The 18,571-nt window shown below is 60.6% G+C and carries 17 protein-coding genes; 16 read left to right on the top strand and 1 reads right to left on the bottom strand.

The annotated features are described in order from the left end of the window. Positions 1-64 precede the first annotated feature (64 nt). Positions 65-295 carry a hypothetical protein gene (locus QO231_RS01590; RefSeq protein WP_316772515.1) on the top strand — a complete coding sequence of 77 codons (231 nt, stop codon included), beginning with the start codon at positions 65-67 and terminating at the stop codon, positions 293-295. On the opposite strand, the gene QO231_RS01585 is transcribed toward QO231_RS01590, so the two are convergent. Next, the gene (locus QO231_RS01585) at positions 292-750 is read right to left on the bottom strand and encodes a nucleoside deaminase (RefSeq protein ID WP_316772513.1); all 459 of its coding nucleotides are present in this window, start codon (positions 748-750) and stop codon (positions 292-294) included. The genes QO231_RS01590 and QO231_RS01585 overlap by 4 nt on opposite strands. A gap of 61 nt (positions 751-811) precedes the next feature. Between QO231_RS01585 and QO231_RS01580 the strand changes: the two genes are divergently transcribed. The 15 genes from QO231_RS01580 to QO231_RS01510 all read left to right on the top strand — a co-directional run bounded on the left by QO231_RS01580 (position 812) and on the right by QO231_RS01510 (position 17,886). Further along, the gene (locus QO231_RS01580) at positions 812-1,615 is read left to right on the top strand and encodes a pseudouridine synthase (RefSeq protein ID WP_316772511.1); all 804 of its coding nucleotides are present in this window, start codon (positions 812-814) and stop codon (positions 1,613-1,615) included. Between the two features lie 174 nt (positions 1,616-1,789). Continuing rightward, positions 1,790-2,683 (top strand): 5-bromo-4-chloroindolyl phosphate hydrolysis family protein, encoded by an 894-nt coding sequence (locus QO231_RS01575; protein WP_316772508.1) that lies wholly within the window; start codon positions 1,790-1,792, stop codon positions 2,681-2,683. A 19-nt stretch (positions 2,684-2,702) separates the two neighbouring features. Further along, the gene (locus QO231_RS01570; protein ID WP_316772505.1) at positions 2,703-3,893 is read left to right on the top strand and encodes a toxic anion resistance protein; all 1,191 of its coding nucleotides are present in this window, start codon (positions 2,703-2,705) and stop codon (positions 3,891-3,893) included. 9 nt (positions 3,894-3,902) lie between these two features. Further along, positions 3,903-4,868, top strand: a complete 966-nt coding sequence (locus tag QO231_RS01565; RefSeq protein ID WP_394356554.1) for a DUF2927 domain-containing protein — start codon at positions 3,903-3,905, stop codon at positions 4,866-4,868. A 25-nt stretch (positions 4,869-4,893) separates the two neighbouring features. After that, complete coding sequence (locus QO231_RS01560; RefSeq protein ID WP_316772500.1) at positions 4,894-6,012, top strand: SPFH domain-containing protein; 1,119 nt, start codon at positions 4,894-4,896, stop codon at positions 6,010-6,012. A 27-nt stretch (positions 6,013-6,039) separates the two neighbouring features. Further along, entirely contained in the window at positions 6,040-7,149 is a 1,110-nt protein-coding gene (locus QO231_RS01555) for a primosomal protein N' (replication factor Y) - superfamily II helicase (RefSeq protein ID WP_316772498.1), read from the top strand. Between the two features lie 105 nt (positions 7,150-7,254). Continuing rightward, positions 7,255-7,929: a nitroreductase gene (locus QO231_RS01550; RefSeq protein WP_316772495.1), complete on the top strand. Its 675-nt coding sequence runs from the start codon at positions 7,255-7,257 to the stop codon at positions 7,927-7,929. After that, the gene (gene dtd, locus QO231_RS01545; protein ID WP_316772492.1) at positions 7,929-8,366 is read left to right on the top strand and encodes a D-aminoacyl-tRNA deacylase; all 438 of its coding nucleotides are present in this window, start codon (positions 7,929-7,931) and stop codon (positions 8,364-8,366) included. The genes QO231_RS01550 and dtd overlap by 1 nt, the downstream gene beginning before the upstream one ends. Beyond that, on the top strand, positions 8,367-9,470 hold the full coding sequence (locus tag QO231_RS01540; protein ID WP_316772489.1) for a glycerate kinase type-2 family protein: 1,104 nt from the start codon (positions 8,367-8,369) through the stop codon (positions 9,468-9,470). A gap of 31 nt (positions 9,471-9,501) precedes the next feature. Then, on the top strand, positions 9,502-11,496 hold the full coding sequence (locus QO231_RS01535; protein WP_316772486.1) for a CocE/NonD family hydrolase: 1,995 nt from the start codon (positions 9,502-9,504) through the stop codon (positions 11,494-11,496). Between the two features lie 117 nt (positions 11,497-11,613). Then, positions 11,614-13,197, top strand: coding sequence for an ABC transporter substrate-binding protein (locus tag QO231_RS01530; RefSeq protein ID WP_316772483.1), 1,584 nt, complete (start codon positions 11,614-11,616; stop codon positions 13,195-13,197). Position 13,198: 1 nt separating this feature from the next. Further along, positions 13,199-14,155, top strand: coding sequence for an ABC transporter permease (locus QO231_RS01525; RefSeq protein ID WP_316772480.1), 957 nt, complete (start codon positions 13,199-13,201; stop codon positions 14,153-14,155). Then, the gene (locus tag QO231_RS01520; protein WP_316772477.1) at positions 14,152-14,967 is read left to right on the top strand and encodes an ABC transporter permease; all 816 of its coding nucleotides are present in this window, start codon (positions 14,152-14,154) and stop codon (positions 14,965-14,967) included. The genes QO231_RS01525 and QO231_RS01520 overlap by 4 nt, the downstream gene beginning before the upstream one ends. Next, a complete protein-coding gene (locus QO231_RS01515) occupies positions 14,967-16,604 on the top strand; it encodes an ABC transporter ATP-binding protein (protein WP_316772473.1) in 1,638 nt (545 codons plus the stop codon). The genes QO231_RS01520 and QO231_RS01515 overlap by 1 nt, the downstream gene beginning before the upstream one ends. Positions 16,605-16,753: 149 nt before the next feature. Continuing rightward, positions 16,754-17,886 (top strand): IS3 family transposase gene (locus QO231_RS01510; RefSeq protein WP_316772470.1). Its coding sequence is split into 2 segments (ribosomal slippage): positions 16,754-17,033 and positions 17,033-17,886, totalling 1,134 coding nucleotides; the frame shifts between segments, so codons are not numbered across the junction. Positions 17,887-18,571 lie beyond the last annotated feature (685 nt).

Here is an 18,571-nt window from a genome sequence, read left to right as displayed (position 1 = left end):
CATTATGTATCTGCCGGTCCTATATCAACGATATCAACTCATATCGTCAGGATTGGAGATTTCCATGACACACACTGCAGACTGCCTGCCCGCGTCAACCGCGCGTCCCGCCACACGTTGGTTTCGCGGCTCTCGGATCTGGATCGCCCTGCCGCTGATCGCAGCCTTGGCCGGGCTTGTCGCGCTTGAGCGCGGCGGCACCGGCGGCTTTCTCGCTGGATTGAACCTGGAGACCGGGTCGATCCCCGGAGAAGACTGGCACGGCAATGTCCGCCGTTCGACACCTGCGCGCTAACCCTCGCTGCGCCGTTGAACAAAGAACTGGCGCAGCAGCTCGGCGGACTCGGCTTCGGCGAGTCCGTCGTAAACGTCTGGGGCGTGATGCGTCTGGGCGTGGTCGAAGACTCGCGCGCCATGCGCGACGCCACCTGATTTCGGGTCGGATGCCCCGTAGTACAGCCGCCCGATCCGGGCAAAGGCAATGGCGGCGGCACACATCGGACACGGCTCCAACGTGACATAGAGGTCATGCCCGACCAACCGCTCGCTCCCCGCCGCCGCACATGCGGCACGGATCGCCAGAATCTCGGCATGGGCCGTCGGGTCGTTCAACTCGCGGGTCCGGTTTCCCGCGGCGGCCACAACCCGACCATCCGGCGCGACAACAACCGCGCCGACCGGCACTTCGCCGCGTGCGCCCGCAGCACGCGCCTGTTCAAGTGCCTGATTCATCTGGGATTTAAAGACCATGGTGCAACCTGCCCCGCATTCCCCGCTTTCGCAAGTCCGTGGAATGGGTTAAGCCCCGCACATGAGCGAAAAACCCACCCCTCCCGGCGACCGCATCGCCAAGGTTCTTGCCCGCGCAGGTGTTGCCAGCCGGCGTGAATCCGAACGGATGATCGAGGCCGGGCGCGTCACCGTGAACGGGCGCAAGATCGACAGCCCGGCGCTGAACGTGACGGACAAGGACCGGATCACGGTCGACGGCAAACCCCTGGCCGAACCGGAACCAAGCCGGATGTGGCTATACCACAAGCCGCCGGGGCTGGTGACCACCACCAGTGATGAAAAAGGGCGCAAGACTATTTTTGACGACCTGCCCGATGACATGCCCCGCGTGATGAGCATCGGACGGCTCGATCTGAATTCCGAAGGGCTGCTGCTGCTGACCAATGACGGCGCGATCAAGCGGAAGCTGGAATTGCCCAGCACAGGCTGGCTGCGAAAATACCGGGTGCGGATAAACGGCCGCCCGAAAGACGAAGATTTCGCTCCGCTGCGTGCGGGCCTCGTCATCGAAGGGGAACGCTTTCAGCCGATGCAGGTGTCGCTGGACCGCCAGCAGGGCGCGAATGCCTGGCTGACCATCGCCCTGCGCGAAGGCCGGAACCGGGAAATTCGACGCGCGATCGAAGATATCGGCCTGACGGTAAACCGCTTGATCCGCGTGTCCTACGGCCCGTTTCAACTCGGCACGCTGAAACCCGGCGAGGTTGAGGAATTGAAACGGCGTATCCTGCGCGAACAACTGGGTTTGGAAGCCCAAGAGCCGGTCGGTACCGCGCGTCCAACCCGCAAGCGCGCGAAAAAACCGCAATTCCGCAAGAGCTGATCCAATCGGTGCATAGTTCCCCCTAGCAAGCCGGGGGAGCATGACCTACCTTCCAAGGCATGGAACGGTCTGGGATTTGACATGTCACATGCAGGAATACGAAAGACGGCCTATGTGGTCTTGATCATTCTGATGTTCGGTGTGTGCACCGGATGGCTGGGAGGGCTGTAGACCATGGCAAAACGCTATGGCGGAAAATTCAGCCCCGACGGTCAATCGGAAAACGACAAGATCGAGGCACGGGGAACCTTTGATGGTGCGCGCGTGGATCCTGCGGGTGCGCGCACGAACATACTCTTCATCCCTGCGATTCCACTGGTCTTCATGTCCTTGGGCGACGGCGCGATCGGGTTGACGCTCGCACTGGTGGCGGCGGCGGTGCTGACGCTGGCGGCCTGGCTCGTGCGCGAAGGATTGCGGGCGGAGGCAGCCTATAACGCGCGCAAGGTGGCGCGGCGGCCGGCCTTTCCCCGCAAGATGGCCGCCAGCCTTCTGACCGGAGTGGGGATAGCGCTCGCGGCCTTCAAGAGCGAACCGGGATTGGTTGCACCGATTCTCTATGGTGGCGTCGCCACGGTGCTGCACGGCTTCGCCTTTGGTCTGGATCCGCTGCGCGACAAGGGCATGGAAGGCGTTGACACCTTTCAGCAGGACCGGGTCGCCCGCGTGATCGACGAAGCCGAAAGCCGGTTGTCCGAAATGAGCGATGCGGTCAAACGCGCCGGCGATCGCAAGATCGAAACCCGTGTAGATCAGTTTCAGGCAACGGCGCGCGACTTGTTTCGCACGGTCGAGGAAGACCCCCGCGATCTGACATCCGCCCGCAAATACCTGACGGTTTACCTGCAGGGCGCGCGCGACGCGACCATCAAGTATGCAGATATCCATGCGCGCAGCCGGGATGTGCAGGCGCGCGAAGACTATCTCGCCCTGCTGGATGATCTGGAGCAAAATTTCGCTGCCCGGACGCGCAAGATGCTGCTAGATGATCGCAGCGACCTAACCGTTGAAATCGAAGTGCTGCGCGAACGGTTGCAGCGCGAAGGCGTCCGCACAGACGCCCCGTGACATAACAAGGAGCCCACCCATGTCCGACACTGTCCGCCAAAAGGCGCAGGAAACCCTGACCGAAGTCGAAGAGATCACCGCCGTGGTTCTCGCCGATCCGGCCTCCGAAATCGTGCCACTTGAAAAGGCCGACGAGCCGGCCAGCGCGGAGATCATCAGGCGGATGGACGAGATCGACATGGAAGACACCAATTCCATCGTCGCCTTCGGCTCTGGCGCGCAGGCGGAGTTGCAGGAAATCAGCCAGGCGATGCTCGCAGATGTCCGCAACAAGGATGTCGGCCCTGCTGGCGACAGCCTGCGCAACATCGTTACGACGATCCGCGGATTCTCGGTCAGCGAGCTGGATGTGCGCCGCGAACGCAGTTGGTGGGAAAAACTGTTGGGCCGCGCAGCGCCCTTTGCCAAGTTCACCGCCAAGTTCGAAGAGGTGCAGGGACAGATCGACCGCGTCACTGACGAGTTGCTTGGACACGAGCACACGCTGCTCAAGGACATCAAGTCGCTGGATCTGTTGTATGAAAAGACGCTGAACTTCTACGACGAACTGGCGCTCTACATTGCCGCTGGTGAAGAAAAGCTGGCACGGATCGACGCCACGGACATCCCGGAAAAGGAAGCTGCCGTCGCCGCCGCACCAGAGGCCAAACAGGTCATGGCCGCGCAGGAACTGCGCGATCTGCGCGCCGCGCGCGATGATCTGGAACGCCGGGTGCATGATCTGAAGCTGACGCGACAGGTCACCATGCAGTCGCTGCCCTCGATCCGTTTGGTTCAGGAAAACGACAAGAGCCTTGTGACCAAGATCAACTCGACACTGGTCAACACCGTGCCGCTCTGGGAAACCCAACTGGCGCAGGCCGTCACCATCCAGCGCAGCGCGGAGGCCGCCCATGCGGTGCGCGACGCCAACGATCTGACCAACGAACTGTTGACCGCCAACGCCGCCAATCTGCGCGACAGCAACAAGATGATCCGCCAGGAGATGGAACGCGGCGTTTTTGATATCGAGGCCGTCAAGCAGGCCAATGCCGACCTGATCGGCACCATCAACGAAAGCCTCGCGATTGCAGATGAAGGCAAGGCGCGCCGGGCGGCTGCCGAAGACGAATTGAAGAAGATGGAGGCCGAACTGCGCGATACACTGGCATCGGCCAAAGCCCGCCGCGACGGGGTTGGTGACAACTCCGGCACGGCGGTTCCGGGCTAAGGCGGCAATATGCGCTCGGGGTGGCATAGGCGGTGGCCGGCATTGGTCATTTGCGCCACTCTGCTCGTTGCAGGGTGTGACGAGATCGGTCTCAAATCTTCGCCCACGCCCCAGGTACGCCCCGCCAGCCTGCGCGTTACGCCGCCCGCCCCTGTGGCGCCGTCGGCCCAGAGCGCCGATCTCGCGCGCTATTATGCCAAGGTCCAGAACGATCTTTTGACGCGCGGCTTGCTGCGCACCGAAGGCGGTGGCCCCGACACGCCCTATTCCTCCGATGATCTGGTGCGCAATTTCGAGAACATCGTCTTTTTTGACGAGTACTCGCGCGGGGCCGGGTTGAGCCGCACCCGCACGGACCAAAGTGGTCGCCTCAGCCGTTGGAGCGGCCCGGTGCGCATCGGGACTGAATTTGGAGCCACAGTTCCGCAAGACCAGCGCACCCGCGACAAGGCCCAGATCGACCGCTATGCCAGCCGCCTGGCTCGGATCACCGGGCACGCGATCACATCGGTCAGAACAGGTACGAACTTCCATGTCTTTGTGGTGGGCGAGGATGACAGCGATTTCCTGCGGGGGCGCTTGCAACAGATCGTGCCGGGGATTGGCAAGGCAGAGCTGGATCTGTTCACCAATCTGCCCCGCTCCTACTATTGCCTCGTGGCGGCCGTTTCCGACACGAACAATCCCAATGACTATGTCCGCGCCGTCGCCCTGATCCGGGCGGAACACCCTGATCTCGTTCGGCTGTCCTGTGTTCACGAAGAACTTGCACAAGGCCTCGGACTATCAAACGACAGCCCGTCCGCCCGCCCGTCGATCTTCAACGATGACGACGAGTTTGCGCTGTTGACGAGCCACGACGAACTGCTGCTGAAAATGCTGTATGACCCGCGCCTGAAACAGGGCATGACCGCTGACGAGGCGCGTCCTGTCACGGGCAAGATCGCCCGCGATCTGATGGGCCAGCAGCTATAGAACCCGATCTGAAAGGAACCTCATCATGGGCATCTTCGATTTCCTGAGCGGCGAATTCATCGACGTGATCCATTGGGTCGATGACACGCGCGACACGATGGTCTGGCGCTTTGAGCGCGAAGGCCACGCCATCAAATACGGCGCCAAGCTGACGGTGCGCGAAGGTCAGGCGGCGGTTTTCGTGCATGAAGGCCAGCTTGCCGACGTGTTCACGCCGGGTCTCTACATGCTCGAAACCAACAACATGCCGATCCTGACCACGCTGAGCCATTGGGATCATGGTTTCAAAAGCCCCTTCGTGTCGGAGATCTACTTCGTCAACACCACGCGGTTCACCGATTTGAAATGGGGCACCAAGAACCCGATCATCTGTCGGGATCCCGAGTTTGGCCCGGTGCGCATCCGCGCCTTTGGTACCTTTTCCGTCCGCGTCACCGATCCTGCGCGATTCATGATCGAAATCGTTGGCACCGATGGCGAATTCACCATGGACGAGATCAGCTTTCAGGTCCGCAATATTATTGTGCAGGAATTCTCGCGGGTGATCGCGAGCTCGGGCATTCCGGTGCTTGATATGGCCGCCAATACTGCCGATCTCGGCAAGCTGATCGCGGCGGCGATTTCACCGACGCTCGAAGAATACGGCATGTCGATCCCCGAACTCTACATCGAAAACATCTCGTTGCCGCCTGCGGTCGAGGCCGCGCTCGACAAGCGCACGTCAATGGGGCTCGCGGGCGATCTTGGCAAGTTCACGCAATACTCCGCCGCCGAGGCCATGACCGCCGCCGCCAACAATCAGGCAGGCGGCGGTATGGCGGCAGGGCTTGGTGCCGGTATGGGCATGGCGATGGCGGGTCAAATGGCAAACCAGGGCCCCTGGGGCGCTGCCCCGCGCGCGCAACAGGCGGCGGCCCCTGCACCGCCGCCACCTCCCGCCGAGCATGTCTGGCACATCGCCGAATCCGGGCAAACCAAAGGACCGTTTTCCAAGGCCGCGATGGGCCGCATGGCGACCGAGGGGGCACTCGGGCGCGACACCTTCGTCTGGACCGCCGGACAGGATGGCTGGAAGCGTGCCGAAGATGTTCAGGAACTGGCGCAGCTCTTCACGATCCTGCCGCCTCCTCCACCCGCCACCTGACGACGCGCGACAGGAGCCGACACACACATGACGGATGACGCAGGACACGAACCGCCACAGGACCATCGCTTCCCCTGCGACCAATGCGGCGCGGACTACCGGTTTGATCCCGTCAAGAACATGCTTGTCTGCGATCACTGCGGCGACACACGGCAGATCAGCGGTGGTCCGTGGGCAAGCGCAAACCTGAACGAACTGGATTTCGACGCGGCGATGGCCCAGAACCTGCCATTGACCGAAATCGAGGAAACCCGGGTTCTGAAATGCCCCAACTGCGCAGCCCAGGTGGAATTCGACCCCAATACCCACGCGGCGGAATGCCCGTTTTGCGCCACGCCCGTGGTCACGGATACCGGCACCAACCGGCACATCAAGCCACGCGGTGTGCTGCCGTTCATGCTCGACGAACGACGCGCGCATGACGCGATGAGCAACTGGCTCGGGCGCCTTTGGTTCGCGCCGGGCGGGCTCAAGGACTATGCGCGCAAGGGGCGCAAGATGCAGGGCATTTATGTGCCCTACTGGACCTTTGACGCAAATACCCGGTCACAATACAAAGGCGAGCGCGGGACCGTCTATTACACCACCCGAACCGTCGTTCGGGATGGAAAACGCGTTCAGCAACGCGTGGCCAAGGTCCGTTGGACCCGCGCATCAGGGCGGGTGGCGCGATTCTTTGATGATGTTCTGATCCTTGCGTCGACCAGCCTGCCCAAACGCTTTACGGACGCCCTGCAGCCATGGGATCTCGCCGCACTTGCACCCTACCAGCCGCAATTTCTCGCTGGTTTCCGCGCAGAGGCCTATTCTGTCACGCTTCAGGATGGCTACGAGGAGGCCCGCCATCACATGGCGCGGGTGATCGAGCGTGACGTTCGGTTTGACATTGGCGGTGATCAGCAACGGGTCCACGACATTGCCACGGATGTCAGCGACGTGACTTTCAAACATGTCCTGCTGCCGGTCTGGCTGGCCGCCTACAAATACCGGGGACAGACCTATCGTTTTGTGGTCAATGGCCAGACTGGCCGTGTGCAGGGCGAGAGGCCGTGGTCCGCGATCAAGATCGCGATTGCGGTTGTTGCAGGACTGCTCGTCGCTGCCGCTGTAGGCTATGTGGTAGCGACCAACCAGTAGCGTTCGGTTCGATCAACCCAAACCGTTTCTCTGAGTGTTTCCGCCCCCTTGCAGATTGGTTGCCGTGCGGTCATCCTGCGCCCCAGAACCAACAAAGGACGCGCAATGACCCCTTCCGATCTGGATGCGCTTTTTTCGCGGCGGCATTCCTGCCGGGCGTTCCGCCCCGATCCGGTGCCGCGCGCGGTTATCCAGGAGATCATTGCCACCGCGCGTCGCGCGCCATCCTGGTGCAATGCGCAACCCTGGCAAGTGACCGTTACGAGCGGTGCAGACACTGACCGGTTCCGCACCGCCTTGCAGCAAGAGGCCAGCAGCGGCACACCACAACCCGACCTGGAATGGCCCACGCGCTATGCGGGTGTCTATCAGGAGCGCCGCCGCACCTGCGGTTGGCAGCTTTACGAGGCCGTGGGCGTTGAAAAAGGGGATCGCGCCGGTTCCGCACGGCAGATGATGGAGAATTTTGCACTGTTTGGCGCGCCACATTGCGCCATCGTCTCCAGTCCCGCCGATCTCGGACCCTATGGCGCGATGGATTGCGGTGGTTTTGTCACCGCTTTCACCATTGCCGCTGAGGCGCAGGGGATCGCAAGCATCGCGCAGGCGGCCGTGGCTTCTTATGGACCCTTCCTGCACGATCATCTTGATATTCCGAAGGATCGCCTGATCCTCTGCGGCATCTCGTTTGGGCACGCGGACACCGATCATCCGGCCAATAGCTTTCGCACGGAACGCGCCGCGGTTTCGGACATCATTGACTGGCGGGGAACAGCCTGATGCGCGCCCTTGTTCAGCGGGTCAGTTCGGCCAGTGTGACCGTAGACGACGAGGTAATCGGCGAGATCGGGTCCGGCCTGCTGATCCTTGTGTGCGCCATGCATGGCGACAGCGACGATGCCGCACGCAAACTCGCGACCAAGATTCCCAAGCTGCGCATTTTTCGCGATGCGGCCGACAAGATGAACCAGTCCCTGCTCGACACCGGCGGCGCGGCACTTGTCGTCAGCCAGTTCACGCTGGCCGCCGACACCTCACGCGGCAACCGTCCCGGTTTTTCTGCCGCCGCGCCACCGGAGGAGGGCAAGCGGAGCTACGAGCTTTTTGCAGCCGAACTGGCCGCGCAGGGGATACCGGTCAGAACTGGCGAATTCGGAGCCGATATGGCAGTCGCACTGGTCAATGACGGCCCCGTTACCATCTGGATGGAGAGTTGAATGGACACCCGAGCGATCAAGATCTGGCGCGCCGGCGTGGATGCGGTCGGGGGGTATGCCGCCACGCGCACAGCACTTGCGGCCACTGACGGCCCGACGCCCGACCGGATCATCGCCGTTGGCAAGGCGGCGGGAGACATGGCACGGGCCGCTCTGGACCACTTTGGGTCGCTGCCGGCGTTGGTCGTGACCAAGGATGGCCATGCAAAGGGCCTGCCCGACGAGGTCCATGTCATCGAATCCTCGCACCCGGTTCCGGACGCACGCAGCCTGACAGCGGGCCGGGCCCTGCGCACTTCTGTGCAGGGTATGGGGTCGGGAACGCATCTGTTGTTGCTTGTCTCCGGCGGGGCTTCGTCGCTGGCCGAGGATCCGGTAGAGGGCAAGACCCTGACGGACCTTCAGACCCTCAACTCCGGGCTTCTGGCAGACGGGCTGGACATTACGGCCATGAACATCGAGAGGCGGAAAATCTCGCGCATCAAGGGCGGTGGCCTGCTCGGCGCATTCCCCGGCCAATCAGCGCAGGTGCTGGCGATCTCCGATGTGCCGGGCGACGACTTGTCGGTCATCGGGTCCGGCATCGGCGCGCCACCGGACCCATGTCCCTTTGACTGTGAAACCCGGATCATCGCCAGCAACACGATCGCCCGCCTCGCAGCGGTCAACGCGGCCAAGGCGCTTGGACTGCAAGTCCTGGACAATGCCGAATCACTGCATGACGACCTTCCGACACTTGCAAAACAGATCGGCCCGCGATTGCGGGACATGCCGCAAGGCGTCATTGTTCTGGGCGGCGAGCCGACCGTGGTGCTGCCGCCCAACCCCGGTCGCGGCGGGCGAAATCAGGCGCTGGCGCTGGAGTTGGCCCGGACAATCGAAGGGACCGAGGGGATCACCGTTATCGTCGGTGGCACCGATGGCAGCGATGGGCCAACCGATGCAGCCGGAGGCGTCGTTGATGGCACCACCTGGGGTGCGGGCGCCGCCGAGGCGCTGAAGGCCGCTGACAGCGGCCGTTTTCTGGAAGAGCAAGGTGCGCTTTTTACAACCGGCCCGACGGGCACCAACGTGATGGACCTGTTGATCGCGGTGCGGGATTGACACACGCGCCGCATCACAAGACCGTCGTGCAATGACCCACGCCGCAAACGTTCCGTGCGAGATCGAAGAACTGTCCGATATGGGCATTATCCTGTCCGATGGCTGCCGCCTGTCCGCCCGCGTCTGGCGGCCTGTCGATGCGGCAACCGATCCGGTGCCTGCGATCCTCGAATACCTGCCCTATCGCAAACGCGACGGCACCTGCGCGCGGGATGCGCTGACCCACCCCTATTTCGCCCGGCGCGGCTATGCCTGCATGCGTGTCGACATGCGCGGCAACGGCGACAGCGATGGCCTGATGTCGGATGAATACACGCCGCAGGAACTCGCCGATGCGGTCGAAGTGATCGACTGGCTCGCCGCGCAGGATTGGTGTTCTGGCAGCGTCGGGATGATGGGCATCAGTTGGGGAGGTTTCAACGCCCTGCAGGTCGCGGCGCTTCAGCCGGAGCCGCTCAAGGCGATCATCACCCTGTGTTCGACCGTTGACCGGTTTGCCGATGATATCCACTACAAGGGCGGTTGCCTGCTGAACGAAAACCTCGGCTGGGGCGCGACGATGTGGTCCTATTCCAGCCGCGCGCCCGATCCGGCGCTGCGCGAAAACTGGCGCGAGATGTGGCTTGACCGGCTTGAGAACGAACCGTTTCTGCCCGCGCTCTGGCTGCGGCATCAGCGCCGCAATGACTATTGGAAACATGGCTCTGTCTGCCAGGCATTCGGCGCGTTCAAGGCCCGCGTGCTGGCCGTGGGCGGCTGGGGGGATGCCTATAAGAACGCCGTTCCACAGTTGGTCGAAAACGTCCCCGGCACCAAGGGCATTGTCGGCCCGTGGGTCCACAAGTACCCGCATTTCGCAGTTCCGGAGCCGCGTATCGGATTTCTGCAAGAGGCGCTGCGCTGGTGGGATCGCTGGCTCAAGAATGAGGAAACGGGTGTCGACTCCGATCCGGACTACCGCGCGTTTCTGATGGATGGCCTGCGTCCTGCAACATGGTACACCGAGCGCCCCGGTCGCTGGATCGCCGAGAGCGGCAGCGCAACATCGCACCTGCCCCGACGCACTCTGCATCTGACCGATTCGGGGCTCACCGACCACGGGGGCGGTCTTGGGGCCAACATCCGGTCGCCCCATCATTGCGGCATGGCGGCGGGCGAATATTGCGCCATCTGGCTGGGCCCCGAACTGCCCGGTGATCAGCGTGCAGATGACGCGCTGTCGGCTTGTTTTGACACCAGCCCGCTGGCAGACGATATGGATATCGTGGGCGCGCCGTCCTTGCGCCTGACGTTGACTGCCGACAAGCTGCGGGCCCAGATCGCCGTCCGGCTGAACCATGTCCACCCGGACGGGGCCAGCACGCGCATCACCTATGGTTTACTCAACCTCTGTCATCGCGACGGGTCCGACAACCCTGCCCCGCTGACACCCGGCGCCCCTGTCGATATCGAACTGGCACTGGATCACATCGCCTATCGGGTGCCCAGGGGCCACCGGTTGCGACTCGCGATTTCAACCGCATACTGGCCGCTGATCTGGCCCAGCCCGGAAACGACAGCCCTGACACTGACCCGAGGTGCGCTGGACCTGCCCCTGCGCAAGACGGCAGCCGGCGATGAATGGCGGTTTCCGCCTCCGGACGCCGATCCTCCCTGGCAGACCGAGACCCTGCGCCCCGTGTCGCATGTGCGCCGGCAGGAGACCGATCTGACAACGGGAGACGTGCATTTGGTGATCGAGGATGATTTCGGCAAGGTCCGCGATGCCGATCACGGCTTGATCGCCGGGTCGATTGCGCGCGAACGCTGGACCATTCACCCTGACGATCCGTTGTCGGCGCGGGGTGTTTGCCACTGGACCACGGAACTGGAACGCGACGACATCCGCCTGCGGACCGAAACGAGCTGTGAAATGTGGTCGGACAAGACCCAATTTCACCTGACGGCCCGGCTGGAAGCCTATGAAAATGACATCCTGATACTGGATCGCGACGTCAGCGACAGCATTCAGCGCGATCTGCTGTGACACTGACTGTCCTGCGGGTGACATCCGCTCTTGCGAGGAAGGCCGAAATGCGCAAACCTTGACTCATCAATCAATAACAGCCGCGCGCAAAGCACGGCGCATAACCGGGAGATTCTGATGAACAACCAACTCGACTACATGGCGCGCCGCGTGACGGCCGGAAAAATGACCCGCCGCGACTTTATCGGCCGATCCGCAGCACTGGGTATCGGGGCGGCGATGGCGAGCACCATGTACGCGCGGGCAGCCCGCGCCGCAGACCCGGTGAAGGGTGGCAGCCTCAAATTGGGTATGCAGGGCGGTTCGACCACTGACAGCCTGGATCCGGCACTGACCACAAACGCCGCCGGTCTGATGCTGCTCCGCCTCTGGGGCGAGCCATTGGTCGAACAGGACGACAATGGGGGGCTACAAGGCAAAGTGGCCGAGAGTTTCGAAGGTTCTGATGACGCCGGCACCTGGCGGTTCCGCCTGCGCAACGGCATCACCTTCTCCAACGGTCAGGCCGTCACACCCGAAGATGTGGTGGCGACACTTGAACGGCATTCCGACGATGAATCCAAGTCCGGTGCCCTGGGGTTGATGCGCGATATCAAGGACATTCGCGTCGATGGCCAGGATGTTGTGATCGAATTGCAATCGCCGAATGCCGACCTGCCCTATCTGATGTCGGACTACCATCTGCTGATCCAGCCCGGCGGTGGCAAGGGCGCGCCGGACGCGGCCATCGGCACCGGCCCCTACATCCTCAAGGATGTGGACATGGGCGTGCGTTTCGTCGCCGAGAAAAACCCCAACTACTGGGGCGATCTGGGCCATGCGGAAACGATTGAAATACTGGTCATCAATGATGATACGGCACGGGTTGCCGCGCTACAATCGGGTCAGGTGGACCTGATCGACCGAGTGCCGCCACGCACCGCCGGCCTGGTGGCGCGCGCGCCCAACATCAACGTCCACAAGACGTCGGGACCAGGACATTATGTGTTCATCATGCATTGTGACACCGCGCCCTTCGACAACAAGGATCTGCGGCTGGCACTGAAATACGGCATCAACCGGCAGGAACTCGTCGACAAGATCCTGTTCGGTTATGGCTCGATCGGCAACGACACACCGATCAACGCGTCCTACCCGCTCTATTCCGAACTGGAACAGCGCAGCTACGATCCGGAAAAGGCCGCGTTTCACTACAAGAAATCCGGTCATGATGGCTCGATCCTGCTGCGCACCTCGGACAACTCGTTTCCCGGCGCACCGGATGCGGCAGCCCTGTTTCAGCAAAGCTGCAAGGCGGCGGGCATCGATGTCGAGATCAAGCGAGAACCGAATGACGGATACTGGTCCGAGGTCTGGAACGCCCAACCGTTCTGCACCAGCTATTGGGGCGGGCGCCCGACGCAGGATCAGATGTATTCCACCGCCTATCTGTCCACCGCCGACTGGAACGACACGCGCTTCAAGAACGAGCAGTTCGACCAATTGCTGCTGGCCGCACGCGCCGAACTGGATCAGGCCACGCGCAAGCAGATGTATGCCGATATGGGTACGCTCGTGCATGAGGAAGGCGGGCTGATCTGCCCGATGTTCAACGATTTTGTCGAGGCCTCCAGCACGCGGGTGTCAGGCTTTATCGAAGGCATTCCGGGCCAGATCCTGATGAACGGCTATGCTCCGCACCGGATGTGGGTAAACGCCTGAAATGGGACCCATTCTGACACTTGTGGCTCAGCGCATTGCGCTGAGCCTGCTTCTTTTGTTGCTGGTTTCAGCGCTGATATTCGCCGGCACAATCGTTCTTCCGGGCGATGTGGCACAGTCCATTCTGGGGCAATCGGCAACCCCCGAAGCACTGGCCAACCTGCGCGCGGAACTGGGCCTGAACGAGCCTGCAATCAGCCGCTATTTCAGTTGGTTGGGCGGCATTTTTCAAGGTAATCTGGGCACCGCGCTGACCAGCGGACAAGACATCGCCTCAAGCATCGGCAGCCGCCTCAGCAACACTTTGTTCCTCGCCTTCTGGGCCGCATTGATCTCGGTACCGCTGGCCATCTTCCTCGGCCTGCTGTCGGTTCGTTACAAGGACCGCTGGCCGGACAAGCTGATTTCGGCGATAACCCTGACCTCGATTTCGATCCCCGAATTTCTGATCGGCTATGTCCTCATGTATCTGATCGCGGTCAAACTCGGATGGTTTTCGTCCGTGGCAATGATCAATGACGGCATGTCCCTGGGCCAGAAGCTCAATGCCATCGCACTGCCAGTCATGGTGCTGACACTTGTGGTTCTGGCGCACATGATGCGCATGACACGCGCCGCGATCCTGAACGTCATGCAATCCGCCTATATCGAAACCGCCGAACTCAAGGGGCTGTCAGGTCTCGACGTCATCCGCAAACACGCGTTTCCCAACGCCATTGCGCCCATTGTGAATGTTGTGATGCTGAACCTCGCCTATCTCGTGGTGGGCGTCGTCGTGATCGAAGTGGTGTTCGTTTATCCCGGCATGGGTCAGTATCTGGTGGATCACGTGAGCAAACGCGACGTACCGGTTGTGCAGGCCTGCGGACTGATCTTTGCAGCGGTCTACATCAGCCTCAATATGTTCGCCGATATTGTCTCTATCTTGTCCAATCCACGTCTGAGGCATCCGAAATGAAGAATATTCCCATTTCGGCGCTCATCGGATTGTTCTTCACCGGACTCTACTTTCTCATGGCGGTCTTTGCGCCGCTCCTTGCCCCCTATGGCATGGCCGAAATCGTCGGCGGTGTCTGGGAGCCATCCTCGGATCAATTCCTGCTTGGCACCGACAGCATCGGACGTGATCTGCTGTCGCGCATGATCTATGGCGGCCGCACCACGATCTTTATCGCCACCATGGCCACCATCATCAGCTTTGTTACCGGCTCGATTTTCGGATTTCTGGCCGCTGTATCCGGTGGCTGGGTCGATCAGGTCCTGTCCCGCTTTGTCGACCTGATCATGTCGATCCCGACGCTGATCTTTGCGCTTGTTGTTCTGTCGGTCATGCCGGTCACTGTCCCGGTTCTGATCCTCGTCATGGGGCTGCTTGACTCGACCCGTGTCTTTCGCCTTGCGCGCGCGGTGGCGGTTGACATCACCGTGATGGACTATGTCGAGGCCGCCCGCCTGCGCGGCGAAAAAATTGCGTGGATCATCTTCCGTGAAATTCTGCCCAATGCCCTCAGTCCGCTGGTTGCGGAGATGGGCCTGCGGTTCATCTTTGCCGTGCTGTTCGTCTCGACACTGTCCTTCCTTGGACTGGGCGTGCAACCGCCCGAGGCGGACTGGGGCGGGATCGTCAAGGAAAACAAGGAAGGCATCGTCTACGGCATCCCGGCGGCGCTGATCCCTGCCTTTGCCATCGCAACACTGGCGATCTCGGTCAACCTTGTGGCCGACTGGGTGCTGAACCGCACCACCAGCCTGAAAGGAGGGCGTGGATAATGTCAGAACCACTTGTCAAAGTCCGTGGTCTCAAGATCGGAGCAACTGTCTATCCACCGGGTGAAAAACCCCATGACATCGAAATCGTGCATGGTGTGGATTTCGACCTTCAGAAAGGCGAAGTTCTGGGCCTGATCGGCGAATCCGGAGCCGGCAAATCCACCATTGGTCTGGCAACCATGGCCTATGGTCGGGGTGGCGTTGAAATCACCGGCGGCGAAGTCTGGGTCAACGGGCGCGATATCCTGACGACCGGGGTGCGCGATGTGCGCCGTCTGCGCGGTGGCGAAGTCACCTATGTCAGCCAGTCCGCTGCCGCCTCTTTCAACCCGGCCAAGCAGATCATGGAGCAGGTCACCGAAGCCGCCATTCGCCACAACAAGTTCGGCCGCAAGGAAGCCGAAGAGCGCGCGATCGAGCTGTTCACCAAACTCGGTCTACCCGATCCGGAAACCATCGGCAGCCGCTATCCGCACCAGGTCTCGGGCGGGCAGCTGCAACGCTGCATGACGGCGCTGGCACTCTGCCCCGAACCCGATTTGGTGGTGTTTGACGAACCCACCACGGCGCTTGATGTGACCACGCAGATTGACGTGTTGGCCGCCATCAAGGACGCGATCCGCGACACCGGTGTCGCTGCGCTCTACATCACCCATGACCTGGCCGTGGTGGCGCAGGTCAGCGATCACATCATGGTGCTGCGCATGGGTGACATGGTCGAATACGGCACCACCGATCAGATCATCAACGCACCCCAGGAAGAGTATACGCAGGCGCTGGTGTCCGTCCGCTCGATCAAGCATATCGAAAAGGAGCCGACCCCGGAACCGGTGCTGTCGGTAAGGAACATCACCGCGCGCTATCCCGGTACGCAGTTTGACGTGCTGCATGATGTCAGCGTTGATCTGCATCCGGGCCAGACCCTCGCTATCGTTGGCGAGAGCGGCTCTGGCAAATCCACGCTGGCCCGTGTCATCACCGGGCTGCTGCCGCCGCGCGACGGCGTCATCGACTTTGCAGGGCGCACTCTCAGCCCGGCATTCGAAGGCCGCACCCTTGAGGATCTCCGCGAATTGCAGATGATCTATCAGATGGCCGACGTCGCGATGAACCCCCGCCAGACGGTCGGCACCCTTATTGGCCGCCCGCTCGAATTCTATTTCGGTCTCAAGGGACGTGAAAAACAGCAGCGCATCCAGGAATTGCTGGACGAAATCGAACTGGGCGACGGCTTTCAGGATCGCTATCCGGCGGAACTGTCCGGTGGCCAGAAACAGCGCGTCTGTATCGCCCGCGCCCTGGCGGCCAAGCCCAAGATGATCATCTGCGACGAGGTGACATCGGCGCTCGACCCGTTAGTTGCGGACGGCATCCTGAAGCTTTTGCTCGAACTGCAAAAGGTCGAAGATGTGGCCTATCTCTTCATCACTCACGATCTCGCCACGGTGCGCGCCATCGCCGACAGCATTGCCGTGATGTATCAGGGCAAGGTGCAGCGCTATGGCTCAAAGACCGAGGTTCTGAGCCCACCGTTTGACGACTATACCGACCTGTTGCTGTCTTCGGTTCCCGAGATGAGGCTGGGGTGGCTGGAAGAGGTCATCGAGAACCGCAAGATGGAAAGCGCAGGGAATTGACCGGAACCCAGCCACCCGAAACCACCCGCCCAGCACCGTGCACCAAACATCCGCACCTGGCCTAAATGCAGGCAATGCAAAAGAGAGGTGGTCGCGGGATTTCGGACCAGTTGTTAAGGTGGATCGCATGATGAAAGAAGTGATCCAGAATGAAGAAACGAAAGAACCATTCGCCAGAATTCAAAGCCCGCGTTGCGCTTGAAGCGATCCGGGAGGAGATGACGCTGGCGGAACTGTCCAAAAAATATGGTGTGCATCCGACTCAGATCGGCACATGGAAGCGGGCTGCGATAGAGAACATGGCGGCGGCATTCGCGCGCCGAGGCGCGGCACCAGAACAGATTAACGCCACCGAAGTTGACAAGCTGCATTCCAAGATTGGCCAGCTCGTGGTGGAACGGGATTTTTTGGCCGATGCCTCGCACCAACTTCTCGGAACGCGAGGCAAAAAATGGTGAGCAAGGACCACAAGCTGAGCGTTCGCCGACAATGTGCCCTGCTAACACTGACGCGGTCCAATCTTTACTATGAGCCAAAGGGCGAAAGTACCGAGAACCTGCGGTTCATGGGGATCATTGATAAGCAGTTTTTGGAAACGCCATGGTATGGGTCACGCCAAATGGCTCGATATATGAAGCGCAATAATCACCAATGTGGCCGTCATCGTGTCCGGCGGTTGATGCGCCTTATGCGTTTGGTTCCGATTTATCAGGAACCCAACACCAGTAGAAAGCATCCGCAGCATAAGATTTGGCCATATCTGTTGCGCAATTTGGTGATCGACCGCCCGAACCAGGTTTGGTGCGCTGACATTACATACATCCCGATGCGGCGTGGTTTCCTGTATCTGGTGGCGATCATGGATTGGCACAGTCGCAAGGTTCTGAGCTGGCGCTTATCGAACAGCATGGATGCAGGATTCTGCATCGAGGCCCTGAACGAGGCTTTGGCCAAACACGGCACGCCGGAAGTATTCAACACGGATCAGGGAAGCCAATTTACCAGCGGCGACTGGGTCGACGTGCTCACCGAGGCAAAGATAAAGATCAGCATGGATGGCAAAGGCGCGTGGCGTGACAACCGCATGATCGAACGGCTCTGGCGATCCTTGAAGTACGAATGCGTCTATATACGTGCCTTCGAAAGGGGCTCAGAGGCGAGGGCTGGCATCGGAAAGTGGCTGGCCGACTACAATGCTGAACGCCCGCACTCGACGCACGGAATCTTGACCCCTGACGAGGCATATGCCAGCAAAACAGAACCAATGAGATTAGCAGCCTGATTTGAAAACCTGATCCATCTTAACAAGGCTGCAAACTGGTCGAAAATCCAGGACCACCTCTACCTTCCTGATCAATGCCGTGGCCAACTCCCCAAAACCACTAAAAGTTCCGATTCTTCAGACCGGAGAACTCAATCTCCTGTGGCTACAATATCAGCTAGATGAGCTCTACGCAGTAAGAACCATCATTGCTCATGGGTCGATATCTTTTACTGAGTCTACTCCCGATCGCATTACATGGACCTTTGAGCGATTTGTGACAAAGAAGAAGAGGACTTGGACTCGTGAGGCAGTGAAGATTTCAAACGGATATCTCGCTACCGTTTTCAACACCGCTAGAGTCATTACGCTCTATCTTGAGAGCCTCACAAGTTGCCTCGAAGATAGTTCGTGTTGGGAGAGCGAATACCAAAAGGACAAGGAAATCAGAAAAAATCGAAAGTATTTTGCAGAGCTACTCGACGCTGGCATAGTTGTTGATGACAACACGTGGATCAATTCCTTGCCACCACTAGGGCCAGTGGAATAAATACTATTGTCGACTCTTAGTACTTGTTGCTCAAATTCTAGACGAGTGACCGCCAATACGTGCCTTCACGTATGTGTGCCAACCGACTTCGCAAACTCCGAATCTTGCACTTCGCTGTCCTTTGTCGTTTCATTTAATATACCAACGGTACGGATA

Origin of the sequence: Sedimentitalea todarodis (genome assembly GCF_032595355.1) — a bacterium.
GTDB classification, from domain to species: Bacteria; Pseudomonadota; Alphaproteobacteria; order Rhodobacterales; family Rhodobacteraceae; genus Sedimentitalea; species Sedimentitalea todarodis.
This window is presented reverse-complemented; position numbering and strand designations above follow the sequence as displayed.